This is a genomic window from Salmonella sp. SJTUF15570 (assembly GCF_043357055.1).
Taxonomy (GTDB): Bacteria; Pseudomonadota; Gammaproteobacteria; order Enterobacterales; family Enterobacteriaceae; genus Salmonella; species Salmonella enterica.
Map to the genome: position 1 here is coordinate 87,357 of NZ_JBEUKJ010000004.1, position 19,049 is coordinate 106,405.

General features: G+C 51.1%; 19 protein-coding genes and 1 riboswitch. Of the genes, 8 read left to right on the plus strand and 11 right to left on the minus strand.

The annotated features are described in order from the left end of the window. Positions 1-35: 35 nt before the first annotated feature. From manY to mntP, 4 genes are all read left to right on the plus strand, one after another. On the plus strand, positions 36-836 hold the full coding sequence (gene manY, locus ABVN44_RS09135) for a PTS mannose transporter subunit IIC (protein WP_000406918.1): 801 nt from the start codon (positions 36-38) through the stop codon (positions 834-836). Positions 837-848: 12 nt separating this feature from the next. Beyond that, entirely contained in the window at positions 849-1,700 is an 852-nt protein-coding gene (locus ABVN44_RS09140) for a PTS mannose transporter subunit IID (protein WP_001518647.1), read from the plus strand. 58 nt (positions 1,701-1,758) lie between these two features. Continuing rightward, positions 1,759-2,217, plus strand: a complete 459-nt coding sequence (locus tag ABVN44_RS09145; RefSeq protein ID WP_000156280.1) for a DUF986 family protein — start codon at positions 1,759-1,761, stop codon at positions 2,215-2,217. Between the two features lie 196 nt (positions 2,218-2,413). Further along, positions 2,414-2,515, plus strand: a riboswitch (yybP-ykoY riboswitch). A gap of 111 nt (positions 2,516-2,626) precedes the next feature. After that, positions 2,627-3,193, plus strand: a complete 567-nt coding sequence (gene mntP / locus ABVN44_RS09150; protein ID WP_001518359.1) for a manganese efflux pump MntP — start codon at positions 2,627-2,629, stop codon at positions 3,191-3,193. Here the strand turns inward: mntP and rlmA are convergent. The 6 genes from rlmA to mgrB all read right to left on the minus strand — a co-directional run bounded on the left by rlmA (position 3,190) and on the right by mgrB (position 7,545). Next, positions 3,190-3,999, minus strand: a complete 810-nt coding sequence (rlmA, locus tag ABVN44_RS09155; RefSeq protein ID WP_023232507.1) for a 23S rRNA (guanine(745)-N(1))-methyltransferase — start codon at positions 3,997-3,999, stop codon at positions 3,190-3,192. The genes mntP and rlmA overlap by 4 nt on opposite strands. Before the next feature lie 65 nt (positions 4,000-4,064). Then, positions 4,065-5,810, minus strand: a complete 1,746-nt coding sequence (gene ftsI, locus ABVN44_RS09160; RefSeq protein WP_000730322.1) for a peptidoglycan glycosyltransferase FtsI — start codon at positions 5,808-5,810, stop codon at positions 4,065-4,067. Positions 5,811-6,029: 219 nt separating this feature from the next. Then, entirely contained in the window at positions 6,030-6,239 is a 210-nt protein-coding gene (cspE, locus tag ABVN44_RS09165) for a transcription antiterminator/RNA stability regulator CspE (protein WP_001062678.1), read from the minus strand. Positions 6,240-6,251: 12 nt separating this feature from the next. Beyond that, positions 6,252-6,395 (minus strand): DUF2627 domain-containing protein, encoded by a 144-nt coding sequence (locus ABVN44_RS09170; protein WP_001537930.1) that lies wholly within the window; start codon positions 6,393-6,395, stop codon positions 6,252-6,254. Between the two features lie 648 nt (positions 6,396-7,043). Further along, the gene (locus ABVN44_RS09175) at positions 7,044-7,331 is read right to left on the minus strand and encodes a YebO family protein (protein ID WP_001000660.1); all 288 of its coding nucleotides are present in this window, start codon (positions 7,329-7,331) and stop codon (positions 7,044-7,046) included. 70 nt (positions 7,332-7,401) lie between these two features. Further along, complete coding sequence (gene mgrB, locus ABVN44_RS09180; protein ID WP_000714547.1) at positions 7,402-7,545, minus strand: PhoP/PhoQ regulator MgrB; 144 nt, start codon at positions 7,543-7,545, stop codon at positions 7,402-7,404. A gap of 157 nt (positions 7,546-7,702) precedes the next feature. On the opposite strand from mgrB, the gene yobH reads away from it, so the two are divergent. Continuing rightward, entirely contained in the window at positions 7,703-7,942 is a 240-nt protein-coding gene (yobH, locus tag ABVN44_RS09185; RefSeq protein WP_001236777.1) for an invasion protein YobH, read from the plus strand. A 211-nt stretch (positions 7,943-8,153) separates the two neighbouring features. Here yobH and kdgR read toward each other — a convergent pair whose 3' ends face one another. Next, on the minus strand, positions 8,154-8,945 hold the full coding sequence (kdgR, locus tag ABVN44_RS09190; protein ID WP_001262195.1) for a DNA-binding transcriptional regulator KdgR: 792 nt from the start codon (positions 8,943-8,945) through the stop codon (positions 8,154-8,156). 175 nt (positions 8,946-9,120) lie between these two features. Between kdgR and ABVN44_RS09195 the strand changes: the two genes are divergently transcribed. Continuing rightward, positions 9,121-10,494: an MFS transporter gene (locus ABVN44_RS09195; protein WP_000416139.1), complete on the plus strand. Its 1,374-nt coding sequence runs from the start codon at positions 9,121-9,123 to the stop codon at positions 10,492-10,494. Between the two features lie 47 nt (positions 10,495-10,541). Here the strand turns inward: ABVN44_RS09195 and htpX are convergent, their stop codons facing one another. From htpX to ABVN44_RS09215, 4 genes are all read right to left on the minus strand, one after another. Further along, positions 10,542-11,423 (minus strand): protease HtpX, encoded by an 882-nt coding sequence (gene htpX / locus ABVN44_RS09200; RefSeq protein ID WP_000984498.1) that lies wholly within the window; start codon positions 11,421-11,423, stop codon positions 10,542-10,544. 193 nt (positions 11,424-11,616) lie between these two features. Continuing rightward, entirely contained in the window at positions 11,617-13,665 is a 2,049-nt protein-coding gene (gene prc / locus ABVN44_RS09205) for a carboxy terminal-processing peptidase (protein ID WP_001091237.1), read from the minus strand. Positions 13,666-13,684: 19 nt separating this feature from the next. Beyond that, positions 13,685-14,371, minus strand: coding sequence for an RNA chaperone ProQ (gene proQ, locus ABVN44_RS09210; protein ID WP_000431401.1), 687 nt, complete (start codon positions 14,369-14,371; stop codon positions 13,685-13,687). Positions 14,372-14,468: 97 nt separating this feature from the next. Continuing rightward, positions 14,469-14,966 carry a GAF domain-containing protein gene (locus tag ABVN44_RS09215; RefSeq protein WP_001518229.1) on the minus strand — a complete coding sequence of 166 codons (498 nt, stop codon included), beginning with the start codon at positions 14,964-14,966 and terminating at the stop codon, positions 14,469-14,471. A 128-nt stretch (positions 14,967-15,094) separates the two neighbouring features. Here ABVN44_RS09215 and yebS point away from each other — a divergent pair, with 128 nt between their 5' ends. Both yebS and ABVN44_RS09225 read left to right on the plus strand, forming a co-directional pair. Beyond that, a complete protein-coding gene (gene yebS / locus ABVN44_RS09220) occupies positions 15,095-16,378 on the plus strand; it encodes a membrane integrity lipid transport subunit YebS (RefSeq protein ID WP_001207293.1) in 1,284 nt (427 codons plus the stop codon). Next, positions 16,347-18,980: a PqiB family protein gene (locus ABVN44_RS09225; RefSeq protein ID WP_001529852.1), complete on the plus strand. Its 2,634-nt coding sequence runs from the start codon at positions 16,347-16,349 to the stop codon at positions 18,978-18,980. The genes yebS and ABVN44_RS09225 overlap by 32 nt, the downstream gene beginning before the upstream one ends. The last annotated feature ends 69 nt before the right edge of the window (positions 18,981-19,049 follow it).

The window sequence follows — 19,049 nt, forward strand, 5'->3', positions numbered from 1 at the left end:
GCTTTCACACTTAAGATAGCAATAGGAGAAGTACAATGGAGATTACCACTCTTCAGATTGTGCTGGTGTTCATCGTCGCATGTATCGCGGGTATGGAGTCGGTACTTGATGAATTTCAGTTCCACCGTCCGCTGATCGCCTGTACCTTAATCGGCGCCGTTTTGGGGGACATGAAAACCGGTATTATCATCGGCGGTACTCTGGAAATGATCGCTCTGGGCTGGATGAACATCGGTGCTGCCGTTGCGCCTGATGCCGCACTGGCATCCATCATCTCTACCGTTCTGGTCATCGCCGGGCATCAAAGCATTGGCGCCGGTATCGCGCTGGCGATTCCGCTGGCGGCAGCAGGCCAGGTACTGACCATTATCGTACGTACCATCACCGTGGCATTCCAGCACGCGGCGGATAAAGCGGCGGAAAACGGTAACCTGACGGCGCTCTCCTGGCTGCACGTTTCTTCTCTGTTCCTGCAGGCAATGCGTATCGCTATCCCGGCGGTTATCGTTGCCATCTCCGTAGGCACCAGCGAAGTACAGGGAATGCTGAATGCGATTCCTGAAGTCGTCACAGGCGGTCTGAACATCGCCGGCGGCATGATCGTCGTGGTTGGTTATGCGATGGTTATCAACATGATGCGCGCAGGCTACCTGATGCCGTTCTTCTACCTCGGTTTCGTCACCGCGGCTTTCACAAACTTCAACCTGGTCGCACTGGGTGTCATCGGCGCAGTGATGGCTATTCTTTACATCCAGCTGAGCCCGAAATACAACCGTGTAGCGGGCGCGCCTGCAGCGGCTGCTGGCAATAACGATCTCGACAACGAACTGGACTAACAGGTGAGCGAAATGGTTGATATGACTAAAACTACCACCGAGAAAAAACTCACTCCGAGCGATATTCGCGGCGTATTTCTTCGTTCTAACCTGTTCCAGGGGTCATGGAACTTCGAACGTATGCAAGCACTGGGCTTCTGCTTCTCTATGGTGCCGGCGATTCGTCGCCTGTATCCGGAGAATAATGACGCGCGTAAACAGGCGATTAAGCGTCACCTGGAGTTCTTTAACACCCACCCTTACGTTGCGGCGCCGGTACTGGGCGTGACCCTGGCAATGGAAGAAAAGCGTGCGAACGGCGCAGAGATTGACGATGGTGCTATCAACGGTATCAAAGTCGGTCTGATGGGACCGCTGGCAGGCGTCGGCGACCCTATCTTCTGGGGTACCGTCCGTCCGGTATTCGCGGCGCTGGGCGCAGGTATTGCAATGAGCGGCAGCCTGCTTGGTCCGCTGCTGTTTTTCATCCTGTTTAACCTGGTGCGTCTGGCGACCCGCTATTATGGCGTAGCTTATGGCTACCGCAAAGGCGTCGATATCGTTAAAGATATGGGCGGCGGCTTCCTGCAAAAACTGACTGAGGGGGCGTCAATCCTCGGCCTGTTTGTCATGGGGGCATTGGTTAACAAGTGGACGCACGTGAATATCCCGCTGGTGGTCTCCACCATCACCGGTCAGGATGGTCAGACACGCGTTACCACCGTGCAAACCATTCTCGACCAGCTGATGCCGGGTCTGGTTCCGCTACTGTTGACCTTTGCCTGTATGTGGCTGCTGCGTAAGAAAGTTAACCCGCTGTGGATTATCGTGGGCTTCTTCGTCATCGGTATCGCCGGCTACTCCGTAGGACTGCTGGGTCAGTAAGGCTGTTGTACACTACCGGGGCCAAACGGCCCCGTTTTTTTATTTCTCTGGAGGATAAATGACTATCACGGACCTGGTGCTGATTCTCTTTATTGCCGCATTATTGGCTTACGCTCTCTACGATCAGTTCATCATGCCCCGTCGCAATGGCCCCACTCTGCTTTCTATAGCCCTGCTCCGCCGTGGTCGTGTAGACAGCGTTATCTTCGTTGGGCTGGTCGCCATCCTTATTTATAACAACGTAACCAGCCACGGAGCGCAGATGACCACATGGTTATTAAGTGCGCTGGCGTTAATGGGGTTTTATATATTCTGGATCCGCACGCCACGGATCATCTTTAAACAACGTGGCTTTTTCTTCGCCAATGTCTGGATAGAATATAACCGTATTAAAGAGATGAATTTATCGGAAGACGGCGTACTGGTGATGCAATTAGAACAACGACGCTTGCTTATCCGTGTACGCAATATCGACGATCTGGAAAAAATATATAAACTTCTTATTGAAAATCAATAATCTAAGATATAGCCTCAACTATGTTTTTCGAATTTTATTTCGAATCATAATATAGCTAAGGCTATATTTTCTATTGACCAATTGTTATTTAATTTAACGTTTTATTGATGAATAAATCTAAATGAAAATCGTTTTCAATTAGAAGACAAATAATATTTTATCGCTGTTGTTTTATATTCTAAAAATATGTTAATGTTGCGCCGTCAATTGGGGAGTAGCCGATTTCCAGACTCCGGAAATGTACGCGTCAACATACTCGTTGCAAAACGTGGCGCGTACGGACCAGCCGCCGCTGGTCAGGCGAGACCATAGGCGCATCAACTGCTGTGTATTTCGTCACAGAATGGCGACATGCATGTTTGCTGGGGGCAGTGATGTGTTTAATGGATACCCCGGTCAGGACGCTGTCATGCACTTTACTGCTACTGTTCTTCTCGCTTTCGGCATGTCGATGGATGCTTTCGCGGCATCAATTGGCAAAGGCGCCACCCTACATAAACCCAAATTCTCAGAAGCGTTGCGTACCGGCCTTATCTTTGGCGCGGTTGAAACGCTGACCCCGTTAATCGGCTGGGGGCTGGGGATATTGGCGAGTAAATTCGTTCTGGAATGGAACCACTGGATAGCCTTTGTTCTGCTGATCTTTCTGGGCGGACGCATGATCATCGAAGGTATCCGCGGCGGTAGTGATGAAGATGAAACACCGTTACGTCGCCACAGCTTTTGGCTATTAGTCACGACGGCTATCGCGACCAGCCTTGATGCGATGGCGGTTGGCGTCGGTCTGGCGTTTTTGCAGGTAAACATCATCGCTACCGCATTAGCTATCGGTTGCGCCACGCTTATCATGTCCACCCTCGGAATGATGATCGGTCGCTTTATCGGCCCAATGCTGGGTAAGCGTGCTGAAATTCTCGGCGGGGTCGTACTGATAGGAATTGGCGTCCAGATCCTCTGGACGCATTTTCACGGTTAACGGTTACGCTGCCAGAGATGAAGGTTGAAATCCGTCTGGCAGCTAAGTCCGGCGCTGGCGGCCAGTTGTTCCCACACGTCTGGCCTGGCGCGCCAGGCAAATGGCGTCATTTGCAACAGTGCTACAGCCGTTTCGGCGGTGAGCTGCATGTGATAAGCAAGGCGGGTACTCTGCAGCAATGTGAATCCGTCGAGCTGCTCGGTATACGGCGCATGTAAACGCACCTCATCATAAATGAGCCCTTTTAGTTCCATCAGATGATGCGGCCCCGGCGTGGCGGTAACGACCCAACCACCAGGTTTCACCACACGCGCCAATTCCTGCGCCTTACACGGGGCGTAGATTCTGATCACCGCATCCATTGACGCATCGGCAAAGGGCAGTCGATGGCTTGACGCCACACAAAACTTCACCTGCGAATAGCGCTTCGCCGCCGCTTTGATCGCCGTTTTAGCAACGTCCAGTCCAAACGTGGTGACTCCCGGCAACGCCTCGGCAAAAGCATGAGTGTAATACCCCTCGCCGCAGCCGATATCCAGAATCGCCGTGGCCGACTGATCCAGCCGCTCGCGCAACAGGTTAATCACCGCATCGCGCAGCGGCTGATAATGGCCCGCATCAAGAAACGCTCTCCTCGCCTGCATCATTTCGGCGCTGTCGCCCGGATCGCGCGAACGTTTATGCTGTACCGGCAGCAGATTGATGTAGCCCTCTTTCGCCACATCAAACTGATGGCGCTGTGGACATATAACGCTGTTATTAATCTGCGTAAGCGGCTGATGGCAAAGCGGACAGGTAAACGACATGACAACTCCGGACTGGGGCGCTAAAGGGCGCAAGTGTAACGCGAATTGCGCCCCGGGAAAATCCTTTACGAGCCCGGAACCGCAACGTGGCTGCCATGCATCACCAGAAGGTGATCTGAATCGGCTGGCATACCGTCTGGCTCAACATTTTCCAGCCGCAGCACATCGCCCATGATCTGGCTGAATACGGGCGCAGATACCGCGCCGCCATAATAAGCCCCGTTTTGCGGATTATTAATCACCACCACCAGCGCAAATCTGGGGTTACTTGCCGGCGCGACGCCTGCGGTATATGCCACATACTTATCGACGTATTTACCATCATCGCCAATTTTTTTCGCCGTCCCGGTTTTGACCGCAATACGGTAGTCTCTTACTGCGGCTTTTGTTCCGCCGCCGCCAGGCAACGCGACGCTCTCCATCATATGTTCCACCTCGTGCACCAGTTCTTCAGGCATTACCCGCGTGCCGATCACGGGCGGATCAACTTTGGTGATCGATAACGGACGGTAGATACCAAAGCTGCCAATCGTGGCATAAACATGCGCCAGTTGCAGCGGCGTCACCATTAATCCATAGCCAAAAGCGAAGGTAGCGCGATCTAAATCACTCCAGTAACGGCGTTTCGGTAATAACCCGCTGCTCTCTCCGGTGAGACCCAGTCCGGTAGGCACGCCGAAACCAAAGCTTTTATAAGTATCCATTAATTTCTGCACCGGCATCGCCAGAGAAAGGTGAGAAACGCCGGTATCGCTGGATTTTTGCAAAATGCCGGTTAATGTCAGTTCCGGATAGTAACCGACGTCGCGGATACGGTGTCCATCGAGAGTAAAAGGATGGGTATCGATAACGCTGTCCGGCTGCACGATGCCCTGCTGTAACGCAGTCATAATGACCAATGGCTTCACAGTAGAACCGGGTTCGAAAGTGTCGCTAATCGCGCGGTTACGAAAATCGTCCAACTGCGCGCCTTCACGATTGTTCGGGTTGAAATCCGGGTAGCTCGCCATCGAGAGAATTTCACCCGTTGGAATGTTAATCAATACGGCAGCGCCGGATTCCGCTTTGTTCCAGATGACGGCGTTATCCAGCGCATCTTCGGTAACCGTTTGCAGACGTTCATCAATGCTAAGCTGAAGTTCATGAGCAGGAACCGGATTCACTTCCGTAATGTTCTCAATAACGTGACCAAATTTATCTTTACGCACCAGCCGGGAGCCCGGTTTTCCCGTCAGTTGCGCGTTAAAGCTCTTTTCAATACCTTCTATTCCCTGCCCGTCGATATTGGTAAAGCCGATCAAATTGGCCGCTACGTGTCCGGCAGGGTAAAAACGGCGCGACTCTTCCCGCAGGTTAATACCCGGTAGATTCAGTTTATCTATCCATTCGGCTTGCTGGGGTGAAACCTGGCGCGCAAGGTAGATAAAACGGCCTGCCGGGTTACTGTTTACCCGTTCCGCAAGCGTACTGAGCGACAGATGTAAGGCGCTGGCCAGCGCCTGCCAGCGCTCATTGTAGCCAACGCCGCCTTTGCTTATGATAGTCTTCGGATCGGCCCAGACAGCATTAACCGGAACACTCACCGCTAAGGGCCGCCCTTCTCTGTCGGTGATCATGCCGCGTGGAGAGGCCGTGGTCACTTCACGAAGCGAGCGCATATCTTCTTGTTTCACCAGTTTCGACGGCGTAACAATTTGCAACCATGCCACCCGCCCTAACAACAATGCCATACTGAGCAGAATGGCAGTGCAAAGTAGTGCAAAACGTATGGGCGTAAAATTACGGGTATCGCCGTCGCTTTTCTTTTTCACCTGATCTCCAGCCGAATCATTTTTCAGGTGATTGATTTAACGGGAAACGGACGGAAAAACCAGAAAAAACAATGCTAATAACCTCGCGCCTTTGCAACAAATCGCTAACGAGAGCGCATCCAGACACATTTTGAAGGATATTGAATTAAAAAGCCCCGCTTTTAGCGAGGCTTTATATCTGAGGCTGACGCGACAAACGCATCAAATCAGTGGTGTCGATCAGATAGCTGTTACGTTAACAGCAGCCGGACCTTTCTGGCCGTCCTGAATTTCGAACTCAACGTTCTGGCCTTCAGCCAGAGTTTTGAAACCATTGCCCTGGATAGCGGAGAAGTGTACGAACACATCTTTGCTGCCGTCAGCCGGAGTAATGAAGCCAAAACCTTTGGATTCGTTGAACCACTTAACTTGACCTTTAATCTTTGCCATTTGCAAAATTCCTTAGAGTGTTTTCTTTGCCCGTAGGCATAACATAGATAAAACTGAGACATTACTGCTTGAGGCACTAATATAAGGTTCGGCAGAGAAGCGGTATTCAACGTCAACGTGTTTACTCAGGACTTCTTTACTGAAAATGCCACACATAAACAGAACTGTACCTCGTTTAACCCAAAGCCTGTTATCACATACAACGTTAATTATGGCAAGCCATTTTTAAACGTGTCTCGATCCGTCGCACAAATTACGAGAACCTTCACAAATTGACAGCACGTTTATGCAACAAAATTGCGAAAGATATATCCTCACGCGCTGACGGACTCCTGACAACGTCACTGCTGAAAAGCCATTTTTCTACCATAGCTCAATAACTTCGCTTCTTCCAGTGCATCAAATCACATTTAAAAGCTGTATTTTTCATATCACTTTTTATGCTGAGTTATGCATAAATTGTCACAATGATAAAAAACACCTTTTAATCAAAATAATAGAAAAGAAAAGCGATTTTCGACACCGCTTTTTGTGATGTTCTGCGTCTTTACAGAATGCCTTAAAATAATGAACAAACAATGACAATCCATAAAGAAAGAGAAACGTTTCGCTTTTAAGAGAGAATGAGCGGTATCACAAAAATGCCATATGTCCATTTGTTATACATATAAAACTATGTTGCATATAAAGCCATATATTATGTAAGGTGTTGATGCTGTAGTATCAGTTGCAAACGGCAACGCGGAGAGATCCGACGGGGAAATGGGGCGTATGGCACTGGCGCCATTTGCGCCCCGGTAAGCATTATCGTTCTGCAACCAGACGAATGATGTCCTCATCCTCTTTTGGTTCGCTTGCCGCTGTTGCGGGTTCCGCTTCTTTTTCTGGTTCGTTTGCTTCGCAAAGGCGACGTAACAACGCGTTTTGCCGCTTCTGTTGATCCAACAACGCTTCGAGCAGTTCTATCTGCTCGTTGGCACGGGAACTTGCCCGGTTGACAAAGAACCAAAGCGCCAGCCCCACCACCAGAACCACCATTGATACTATTAAAGATGCAAGAGAAAACGCACCAGAGTTTAAAACGTCGTTCATTTCACCACCTCAATGTAGAGACGTCATTCTACCACTGCTACACGGGAAGGAAATCTCTGGTGTAAAACGTTTACCAGGGAATAAATTTATTGATGGCGCAAATACCGCTGAAAAATTGTACATCCTGATCGCACATGATATTAAACACCTGCGCCCACAGCAACAGGCATACTACCACCACGATGCCGAGAACGACCCATCGAAATTTTTTCACTCCACTCTCCGATCTTACATCTTATGTCGCTAAATTATCATGAGTTACTTAAACCAGGAGTAACTGTAGCGGCATTATATGTTTTTAGGAATGATTCACTTGTTTCAATCAATGTACACGCTACTCTTATTCTAACTAAAAAAGAAAAGAGGTAGTAATGCGTTTGATCATTCGCGCAATTGTATTGTTTGCCCTGGTGTGGATAGGCCTGCTGATGAGCGGCTATGGCATCCTGGTGGGAAGTAAAGTGAACGCTGCGGGGCTGGGTTTACAGTGCCATTACCTGACCGCACGCGGCACCAGCACGGCGCAATATCTCCATACCAACAGCGGCATTATTGGCTTTTCCGACTGTCCCATTTTCAGAAAAATCGCCACCGTGGTGGATAATGGCTAAGCGGTAATAAATAATTTCACAGTGAAACTATCACCAATAATTCCCCTATATTGGCTGTTGTTCATAAGTACTGTTAAATAATATTTTAATAACCGTTAAATAAGCCGACAGACATTATCTTCTTTTACGATTTCATCCCACCCGATGTTATAAAAAAAGCAGCTACATTTTTCGCAGCTGCTTTTTTTTAACGTCATGCTAATAACGTTGCTTAGAAAGGATAATCGTTGTAACCCATTTGTTCAGAAATTTTACGCGCGGCGGCGTGTAACATAGCCACATATTCCTGCAGGCGTTCTTCTGAAAAGCGCAGCGTCGGGAACGAAATGCTTAACCCTGCGATGACTACGCCAAAACGGTCAAATACCGGTACGCCGATACAACGTAATCCTTCTTCCTGTTCTTCGTTATCTTCACCGTATCCTTGCGCACGCACTTCATCCAACAGCGGCAGCAACGCTTCAGTGCTGGTAATCGTGCGTCCAGTGCTTTGCTTATACTCTACGCCGTCGAGAATCTGCTTAACCTCATCACGGTCGCGCCAGGCCAGAAGCACTTTACCGATGGCCGTACTGTACAGCGGATTACGACGCCCAATACGTGAGTACATCCGCAGATTGTACATAGAGTCAATTTTATGGATATAGACAATGCTGTCTTCATCCAGCGCGCCAAGATGGATAGTTTCTTTTGTCAGACGAGACAGTTCGCGCATCTGAATGTCCGCACTGCGGATGAGATCAACATTTTGCAAAGCTCGCGCACCCAGCTCAAACAGCTTTAGCGTCAGAGAGTATTTTTCAGACTCCCCCTCCTGAGCCACGTAGCCCAGCGTTTTCATGGTTTGCAAAAAGCGATAAACGGTGCTTTTCGACATCATGACGCGCTGCGATAGCTCGGTAATCCCTATTTCACGCTCTTCACCCAGCGCCTGCAGAATGCCGAAAACTTTCAGCACAGAAGATACAGAATCAGGCTGCTTATCCAGATCTGCGTTTGCCATTTATCACCTCATTACGAGCGTTTTATAAAATTCAGAACGAGTTTTTATTATAATTTCACGCCAGGTCGCCCGCAATCCATCTTTGCTTACTTCGTTACAAATCTGCGACATAACAACTCAGTATTAATGCTAACATTATTATTCAGCTCATAATTCCCCTTATTACAAAATACTTATGGAAAAAACACGGGCCGATGGCCTGCCCCTCCCGCAGAGATACGGCGCTATCCTGACGATTATTATCGGTATTTCGATGGCGGTTCTGGATGGCGCAATCGCTAATGTCGCGCTGCCAACCATTGCGACTGATTTACATGCCTCCCCTGCCAGCTCTATCTGGATTGTCAATGCATACCAAATCGCCATTGTCGTCTCACTGCTTTCCCTGTCTTTTTTAGGCGACATGTTTGGTTATCGCCGGATCTACAAATGTGGTTTAGTGGTATTTCTGCTTTCATCATTGTTTTGCGCGCTTTCAGACTCGCTGCAGATGCTGACGCTAGCGCGCATCGCGCAGGGATTTGGCGGCGCGGCGCTAATGAGCGTAAACACGGCGCTGATTCGTCTTATCTACCCCCAGCGTCATCTGGGACGAGGCATGGGAATTAACTCTTTTATCGTCGCAGTCTCTTCCGCCGCGGGTCCGACGATCGCCGCGGCGATTTTGTCCATCTCATCATGGAAATGGCTGTTTCTGATTAATGTCCCGTTAGGTATCATCGCGTTAATTCTGGCCATACGCTTTTTACCAGCAAACATCGCCCATGACACTAAGCCGCGCTTTGACTTACCGAGCGCGGTAATGAATGCGCTCACATTTGGCCTGCTGATTACCGCATTGAGCGGCTTTGCCCAGGGACAGTCGCTAACGTTAATTGGCGCAGAGCTGCTCGTTCTGGTCGTGGTCGGGTTTTTCTTCGTGCGCCGCCAGCTTTCTTTGCCCGTCCCTTTGTTACCCATCGACTTGTTACGAATTCCGCTTTTTTCACTCTCGATCGGCACGTCAATTTGCTCGTTCTGCGCGCAAATGTTAGCCATGGTCTCGCTACCTTTTTATCTGCAAACCGTGCTGGGCCGTAGCGAAGTAGAAACCGGCCTGTTATTGACGCCCTGGCCGCTGGCAACGATGGTAATGGCGCCGCTGGCGGGATACCTGATAGAACGTCTTCATGCCGGTTTGCTGGGGGCGCTGGGAATGGTGATAATGGCAGCCGGGTTGTTTGCGCTGGTCATGTTGCCAGCCTCCCCCTCCGATCTGAATATTATCTGGCCGATGATCCTTTGTGGCGCAGGGTTTGGCCTGTTCCAGTCGCCGAATAATCACACCATTATCACTTCCGCGCCGCGTGAGCGCAGCGGTGGCGCCAGCGGGATGCTGGGCACGGCGCGACTGTTAGGCCAAAGTACTGGCGCCGCGCTGGTAGCGCTGATGTTGAACCAGTTTGGCGATAGCGGTACGCATCTTTCTCTGCTCGCAGCGGCGATCCTGGCGACTCTCGCGGCGGTGGTGAGCGGTTTACGTATTACGCAACCACGCGTTCAGGCGTAAAAAAAGCGCGTCATTCGACGCGCTTTTCATACTTGCCAGTGGGCTTATTATTTCAGGTACTCACCGCTACGTAGCGCTTCAATGCGTTTATCCAGCGGTGGGTGCGTCATAAACAGCTCGCTTAACGATTTCGATTTACCGTTAATACAAAACGCCATCATGCTGGTCGCTTCTTGCGGCTCGTAGCTGGTTTTCAGGCGCTGCAACGCGGCAATCATTTTTTCACGGCCTACCAGCTTCGCCGATCCCGCATCGGCATGAAACTCACGGTAACGGGAGAACCACATGGTGATGATGCTCGCCAGAATACCGAAGACCAGTTCCAGCACCGTCGCAACGGCGAAATAGATTAGCGGATTACCGTTACTTCCTTCGCCTTCATCGCGGTTGCCGCCCAGAAAACCAGCAGCAATTTGCGCGATAATGCGCGAAATAAAGATAACGAAGGTGTTAACCACCCCCTGAATCAACGTCATCGTCACCATATCGCCATTGGCAATATGGCTGATTTCATGCGCAATGACGGCTTCCGCTTCGTCAGGGCTCATGTTTTGCAACAAACCGGTGCTCACAGCGACCAATGAGGCGTCACGGCGTGCGCCCGTCGCAAACGCGTTAATGTCCGGCGCATGGTAGATAGCAACCTGCGGCATGGCGATACCAGCCTGGCGCGCTTGCGTTGCTACGGTGTTCATCAACCAGCGTTCTCTTTCATTGCGAGGCTGTTCAATAACTTCCCCTCCTACGGATTTTAACGCCATCCATTTGGACATCAGCAATGAAATAAAAGAACCGCCAAAACCAAACAGCAGCGCCATGATCAGCAAGCCTTGCACGCTGCTCGACTGTATCCCTGTCAGGCTCAGAACCAGCCCGAAAACGACCATCACGGCCAGGTTCGTCAGCAGGAAGAGCGCGATTCGCATCATAATTTTCTTTTAACCTCAATTTAACAAAGCGCACTATGCGATTACCCACATCGTATGGGTCTTATGGCTATTTTCAAGCATCACCAGGCGGTAAGTCACGAGAAAAACACAACTTTACATTTTGTAGCATTATCCTGACGACTTCTGCGCTTGTTAAAAAAAAACAGGCACAATTTTTTGTGCCTGTTTCGCGTTACTTATTGGCTGCCGCCTGCTCCGCTGGTTTTTCTTTTTCAAGATGCGCCAGGTCCAGAGCAATCTTCACCGTTTCATCAAGGTACGGGTCCGGCTCCTGGTAATCCTTTGGCAGATCGTCCAGTTTCTTCAGCAACGGTTTACCCTCACGTTTAAACCGATCGTTAATACGCGCCAGACGCAGAGCGTCTTCTTCATTGTTCTCTTTCTCACGCTGCGCATAATTCAGAGAGACGATGTTGCGCTTATCCTTCATGGCATTGAAACGTGCGATATCCTTCATGATGTACTGAAACTCAGGATCTTTGGCGATACGCGCGTTGTGTTCTTTCAATAATTCCGGGCCAAACGGGGCCAAATCGTCCGATTTCACGTATTTCGCCGCATCAATGCTATCCCACGGCAAGGCGTTATCTTCAAATTTTTCTCCGGTTTCCGTCTCTTCATTGCCAGTCGGCATGATGATATCCGGCGTGACCCCTTTACGCTGCGTACTACCGCCGTTGACACGGTAAAACTTCTGAATGGTGTACTGCACCGAACCCAACGCAGGCCATTCCGGGCGAAGCATCTGATCGTAAATTCGGTTTAGCGAACGATATTGCTGTACCGTCCCTTTACCGAAGGTCGGCTCACCGACAATCAGCGCGCGACCATAATCCTGCATCGCGGCAGCAAAGATTTCCGATGCCGAGGCACTGAAACGATCGACCAGCACCACCAGCGGGCCTTTGTAGTAGACCACGCCGTCGGTGTCGCTATCCTCACGCACTTTGCCGTTATTGTCGCGCACCTGAACTATCGGACCAGAAGGGATAAACAGACCGGAAAGCGAAACGGCTTCCGTCAGCGCCCCGCCGCCGTTTGAACGCAGATCGATAACGATGCTGTTAACGTTCTGTTTTTCCAGCTTCTGAAGCTGAACTTTGACATCATCGGTCAAGCCAACATAGAAGCCTGGAATATCCAGTACACCAACTTTTTCCTTGCCGACGGTTTTCACCGACATTTTAACCGCGCGATCTTCAAGACGAATCCGTTCACGCGTCAGCGTGATAATACGCGTTTTCGTCCCTTTGCCAGCCGGCAGTATTTCCAGTCGAACCTTGCTGCCTTTTGGCCCTTTGATCAGCGCCACCACATCGTCAAGACGCCAGCCAATGACGTCGACCATCGGCTTTCCGGCTTGCCCTACGCCGACGATACGATCGCCGACGCTAATCGACTTGCTCTTCGCTGCCGGGCCGCCGGCAACCAATGAGTTAATGACAGTATAATCGTCATCCATTTGCAGCACCGCGCCGATACCTTCCAGAGACAGGCTCATTTCGGTATTAAACTGCTCGGTATTGCGGGGAGAAAGATAATTCGTATGTGGGTCGATTTCACGCGCAAAAGCGGTCATCGCCAGCGAGAACACATCTTCACTGTTGGTCTGCGCCAGGCGACGAATAGCGAATTTGTAGCGACGCGTCAGCGTTTCGCGAATTTCTTTGTCGCTCTTACCGGTGAGTTTCAGGCTGAGCTCATCGAATTTCACTTTACCATCCCACAGCGCATTTAGCTCAGCCTCATCTTTCGGCCAGGGCGCTTTACTGCGGTCCAGGTTAAACGTATCGTTTCCGGTGAAATCCATTGGCCGTTCCAGCACTTTTAGCGCGTACTGGTAACGTTCAAACCGGCGCTTTTGCGCCAGGTTATAAAGATCGTAAAAAACATCCAGCTTACCCGTGCGCAGCTCATCGCCCAACACGGTTTTCTTTTTCGCAAACTGCTCGACATCGCTCGCCAACAAAACGTTGTGGCTATAGTCGAGAAGATTCAGATAGCGATCAAAAATCTTTGCCGAAAATGCCTCATCCAGATCGAACTGGCGATAATGGGAGCGGGTAAAACGCGACGTTACGCGCTCGCTCACCGTCGCATGTTGCGTCTCTTCCTTTAGTACGGGAATTTGATCGGCACGCGTAATATCTTCCACGGCGAAGGACTGGCCTGCTAATGCAAGCAGGCCAGCTAACGCGGTAAGCCTAAAAAAAGTGTTCATGCCAGGCCTGGCCTCCGTTTCAGAACACCAGGTGTTCTGCGCGTACAATCAAAGACATACCCGAATTCAGCTGTACACGGACACCATCTTTGGTGATTTCTAATACGGTGGCATCCATCGCATTATTACCCGCTTTCACCTTGAGGGACTGCCCTACGGTCAATACTGAAATATCAGAAACCGGCGTGTGCTTCTCTTCGCGAGGCGCACGCGGCGCTTTCGTCGTCGGTTTATCAGCGCGAGGTTTACGTTCAGCGCCTTCTTTACGACGCGCTACCGGGCGAGGTTTACGCTCGCGTCGCGGCGCGTCTTCTTTTTCGCCAGCCGCCGCGGCAGCTTCGCGTTTTTTCGCTTGCTGCTCTGCGCGCTGCGCCTGAACACGGGCTTTGGCTTCTTCAAGCTGCTTACGCGCATGTTCGACATGCTGTTCTTCCAGCTCGCCGCACGGATTGCCATCAAGGTCGACGCGCGTTGCGCCCGGCTTAACGCCGTACAGGTAACGCCAGCTTGAAGTATAAAGACGTAAAGCGGAACGAAGTTGCGTTTTGCTGAGGTTCATTTCGCCCCCAACTCGCTCTACCAGATCCTGAAAAATACCAATTTTCAGCGGGCGAGCTTCGCCTTCCGCACTAAAACAGTGAGGAAAACGCTCGGCCAGAAACGCGATAACTTCTTTACTGCTATTCAACTTAGGTTGATTTTCCATGAAATTTCCTGATTACAACGGACGTAGCCAACAAGCAGCAGGCATGAACAGGCGTCATTATAATGACGCCATCAGTAATTGCTACGTTATCCGTTGATTATCCTGCGACGCTCGCAAAGAATTTTTTGTAATCCGTCGTTGCAAGCACGGTTTCAAGCTGTGCGACCAGCGTACGCAGGCCGTGTTCATCTTCTTCGGTAAAACGGCCAAACGCCGTGCTATCTATATCCAGCACGCCGATAATCCGTTCGCCAACCGTGACAGGCAGCACAATTTCGGCGTTGCTGGCGGCATCACAGGCAATATGGCCGTCAAACGCATGAACATCATCAATACGTTGAACCTTATTCTGCGCTACCGCTGCGCCGCACACGCCGCGACCAACCGGAATCCGCACACAGGCGATTCGCCCCTGAAACGGCCCCAACACCAGCGTATCGCCTTCGAGGAGATAAAATCCCGCCCAGTTCACCTCGGTAAGGCGTTCGAACAGTAGCGCGCTGGTATTCGCCAGCGTGGCCAGAAAGCTGGTTTCACCTGCCATTAACGACTGAAAATCGCGGTTTAACGCCGCGTATAGTTCTGTTTTGCTCATTATATAATCACTTCGTGGTCTTACTCCTAAACACAGGCTATTAAAATAAGCATTAAATGCGTTCTTGCTCAAGATTATTCCTGTCATGAGTTAAGATTACATTATTCTAACACTTTGATTCACGATACATGGCTCTGAACACCTCACACGTCACGCCAACAAAAAAGCTAACGATCAGGTCAATTAGCGAAGCGCTGCCGCGCAGCCACTACCAGCGCTGCCCTGAATGCGACATGCTGTTCAGCTTGCCGGAGATGAGCGCTCATCAAAGCGCTTATTGTCCTCGTTGCCAGGCCAAAATTCGCGATGGGCGCGACTGGTCGCTGACGCGGCTGACCGCGATGGCAGTAACCATGCTGCTATTGATGCCGTTTGCCTGGAGTGAACCGCTACTCCATATCTACCTGTTGGGCGTACGCATTGATGCCAATGTGATGCACGGCATCTGGCAAATGACGCAGCAGGGCGATCCGTTAACCGCCGCAATGGTGCTCTTTTGCGTGGTGGGCGCGCCGCTTATTCTGGTTTTTTCAATTGCTTATCTGTGGTTTGGCAGCCTTCTCGGCATGAATCTGCGTCCGGTCCTGCTGATGCTGGAAAAACTGAAAGAGTGGGTGATGCTGGACATCTATCTGGTCGGTATTGGCGTTGCCTCTATCAAAGTGCAGGACTATGCCTTTCTGCAGCCGGGCATCGGGCTTTTAGCGTTCGTCTCGTTGGTGGTTCTTAGCATTCTGACTATGATTCATCTGAATGTGGAGCAACTATGGGAACGATTTTATCCGCAGCGCCCTGCTCAACGTGCGGACGAAAGATTGCGCGTCTGTCTTGGCTGCCACTTTAGCGGCTATCCGGATGCGAAAGGACGCTGCCCGCGTTGTCATATTCCGCTACGGTTACGCAGAAAACAGAGCATACAGAAGTGTTGGGCGGCCTTGCTGGCGTCTATTGTCTTTTTGCTGCCGGCAAACCTGCTGCCTATTTCGGTAATCTACATTAATGGCGGGCGTCAGGAAGATACTATCCTGTCGGGCATTATGTCGCTTGCCAGCAGCAATATCGCCGTCGCCGCCGTCGTTTTTATCGCCAGTATTTTGGTGCCGTTTACCAAAGTCATCGTGATGTTTACGCTACTGTTGAGTATCCATTTTAAATGCGAACAGGGACTGCGGACGCGAATTCTGTTGCTGCGTCTGGTGACATGGATAGGCCGCTGGTCGATGCTGGATCTTTTCGTTATCTCGTTAACCATGTCTCTGATTAATCGCGATCAGATTCTGGCTTTTACTATGGGACCGGCTGCGTTTTATTTCGGCGCAGCGGTAATTTTGACTATTCTTGCAGTGGAATGGCTGGATAGCCGCTTACTTTGGGATGCACATGAGTCAGGAAACGCCCGCTTCGAAGACTGAAGCGCAAATTAAAACCAAACGCCGTATTTCACCTTTCTGGCTGCTACCGCTTATCGCGCTAATGATCGCAGGGTGGCTGGTATGGGATAGCTACCAGGATCGCGGCAATAGTGTGACTATCGATTTTATGTCGGCGGATGGTATCGTACCAGGCCGGACTCCCGTTCGTTATCAGGGAGTAGAAGTCGGCACCGTGGAAGATGTCAGCCTGAGCAAAGATCTGCGCAAAATTGAAGTTCGCGTCAGTATCAAATCAGATATGGAAGATGCGTTGCGCGAAGAGACGCAATTCTGGCTGGTGACGCCCAAAGCCTCGCTGGCGGGCGTTTCCGGCCTGGATGCGTTGGTCGGCGGGAATTACATCGGTATGATGCCAGGTAAAGGCAAGCCCAGAGATCATTTCGTCGCCCTGGATACACAGCCTAAATACCGGCTTAGCAACGGCGATCTGATGATTCATCTCAATGCGCCGGATCTCGGTTCGCTTAATAGCGGTTCACTGGTCTATTTCCGTAAAATCCCTGTCGGACGGGTGTATGACTATTCGATTAACCCTAACAAACAAGGCGTAACGATTGACGTTCTGATTGAGCGACGGTTTACCGATCTGGTGAAAAAAGGCAGCCGTTTCTGGAATGTCTCCGGCATTGACGCCGATCTAAGCCTGAGCGGCGCGAAGGTGAAACTGGAGAGCCTCGCGGCCCTGGTCAATGGCGCGATTGCGTTTGATTCGCCGGACAATTCCAAACCCGCCGCCCAGGATGACACGTTCGGCTTATATAAAGATTTAGCCCACAGCCAACGAGGGGTAATCGTTAAACTTGAGCTGCCCAGCGGAGACGGTCTGAAGGCGGAATCTACGCCGCTCATGTACCAGGGACTGGAGGTGGGTGAGCTTTCTAAACTGACGCTCAACCCTGGCGGTAAAGTCACCGGAGAGATGACCGTCGATCCCAGCGTTGTTCCTCTGATGCGGGAAAATACGCGCATTGAGTTACGCAATCCCAAACTGTCGCTGAGCGACGCGAATATCAGTTCGTTGTTAACCGGAAAAACCTTCGAGCTGGTGCCGGGCGACGGCGAACCGCGCAGTGAATTTGTGGTGGTGCCGGGTGAAAAGGCCCTGCTGCATGAGGCGAATGCCTTAACCCTGACGCTGACGGCCCCGGAAAGTTACGGCATCGAACCGGGCCAGCCGTTAATTTTACATGGTGTAAAAATTGGCCAGGTCATTGAGCGCAATTTATCCAGTAAAGGCGTGTCATTCACCGTCGCGATTGAACCGCAGCACCGGGATTTGGTACAGGGCGACAGTAAATTCGTGGTCAACAGCCGGGTGGATGTCAAAGTCGGCCTTGACGGCGTAGAGTTCCTCGGCGCCAGCGCCAGCGAGTGGATTGACGGCGGAATTCGTATTTTACCCGGTACGAGCGGGAAGATGAAATCCACCTACCCGCTCTATGCTAACCTGGAAAAAGCGCTGGAAAATAGCCTCAGTGACTTACCGACTACCACCTTAACGCTGACGGCCGAAACGTTGCCGGATGTCCAGGCAGGTTCCGTCGTGCTGTATCGAAAATTTGAAGTAGGCGAAGTCATCACCGTTCGCCCACGCGCCAATACCTTTGACATCGACCTGCATATTAAGCCGGAGTATCGCCACCTGTTAACCAGCAATAGCGTGTTCTGGGCGGAAGGCGGCGCGAAAGTGCAACTTAACGGCAGCGGCCTAACGGTACAGGCCTCGCCACTCTCCCGCGCGCTGAAAGGGGCCATTAGTTTTGATAACCTGAGCGGCGCCAGCGCCAGTCGGCGCAAAGGCGATAAACGCATTCTTTATGCTTCAGAAACTTCCGCCCGCGCGGTAGGCGGACAAATTACGCTGCACGCGTTCGACGCCGGAAAATTGGCGGAGGGGATGCCCATTCGTTACCTCGGTATTGATATCGGTCAGATCCAGACGCTGGAATTGATCACCGCACGTAATGAAGTGCAGGCAAAAGCCGTACTTTATCCGGAGTACGTACAGACATTTGCCCGCGCCGGGACACGTTTTTCCGTTATTACGCCACAAATTTCCGCGGCGGGCGTCGAGCATCTGGATACGATTCTCCAGCCCTATATTAACGTTGAGCCAGGACGCGGCGCGGCACGGCGCGACTTTGAACTGCAGGAAGCCACGATTACCGACTCACGCTATCTGGATGGGTTAAGCATCGTCGTGGAGGCGCCAGAAGCAGGCTCGCTTAATATTGGTACACCCGTCCTGTTCCGCGGTATCGAAGTGGGAACGGTCACCGGAATGTCCCTGGGGTCGCTCTCCGATCGCGTGATGATCACCTTGCGCATCAGTAAACGTTATCAATATCTGGTGCGGAATAACTCCGTATTCTGGCTTGCCTCCGGCTATAGTCTCGACTTTGGTCTGACAGGCGGCGTGGTGAAAACGGGGACATTTAATCAGTTCATCCGTGGCGGTATCGCCTTCGCTACTCCACCAGGTACGCCTCTGGCGCCAAAAGCGCAAGCCGGTAAGCATTTCCTGTTACAAGAGAGCGAACCGAAAGAGTGGCGTGAATGGGGCACCGCTCTGCCACGTTAAACACCCGGCTCCGGCGTACTCGCGCCGGAGCGTTTTATGCTACACTGCGCGCCTGTTTTTTTGCCGGCG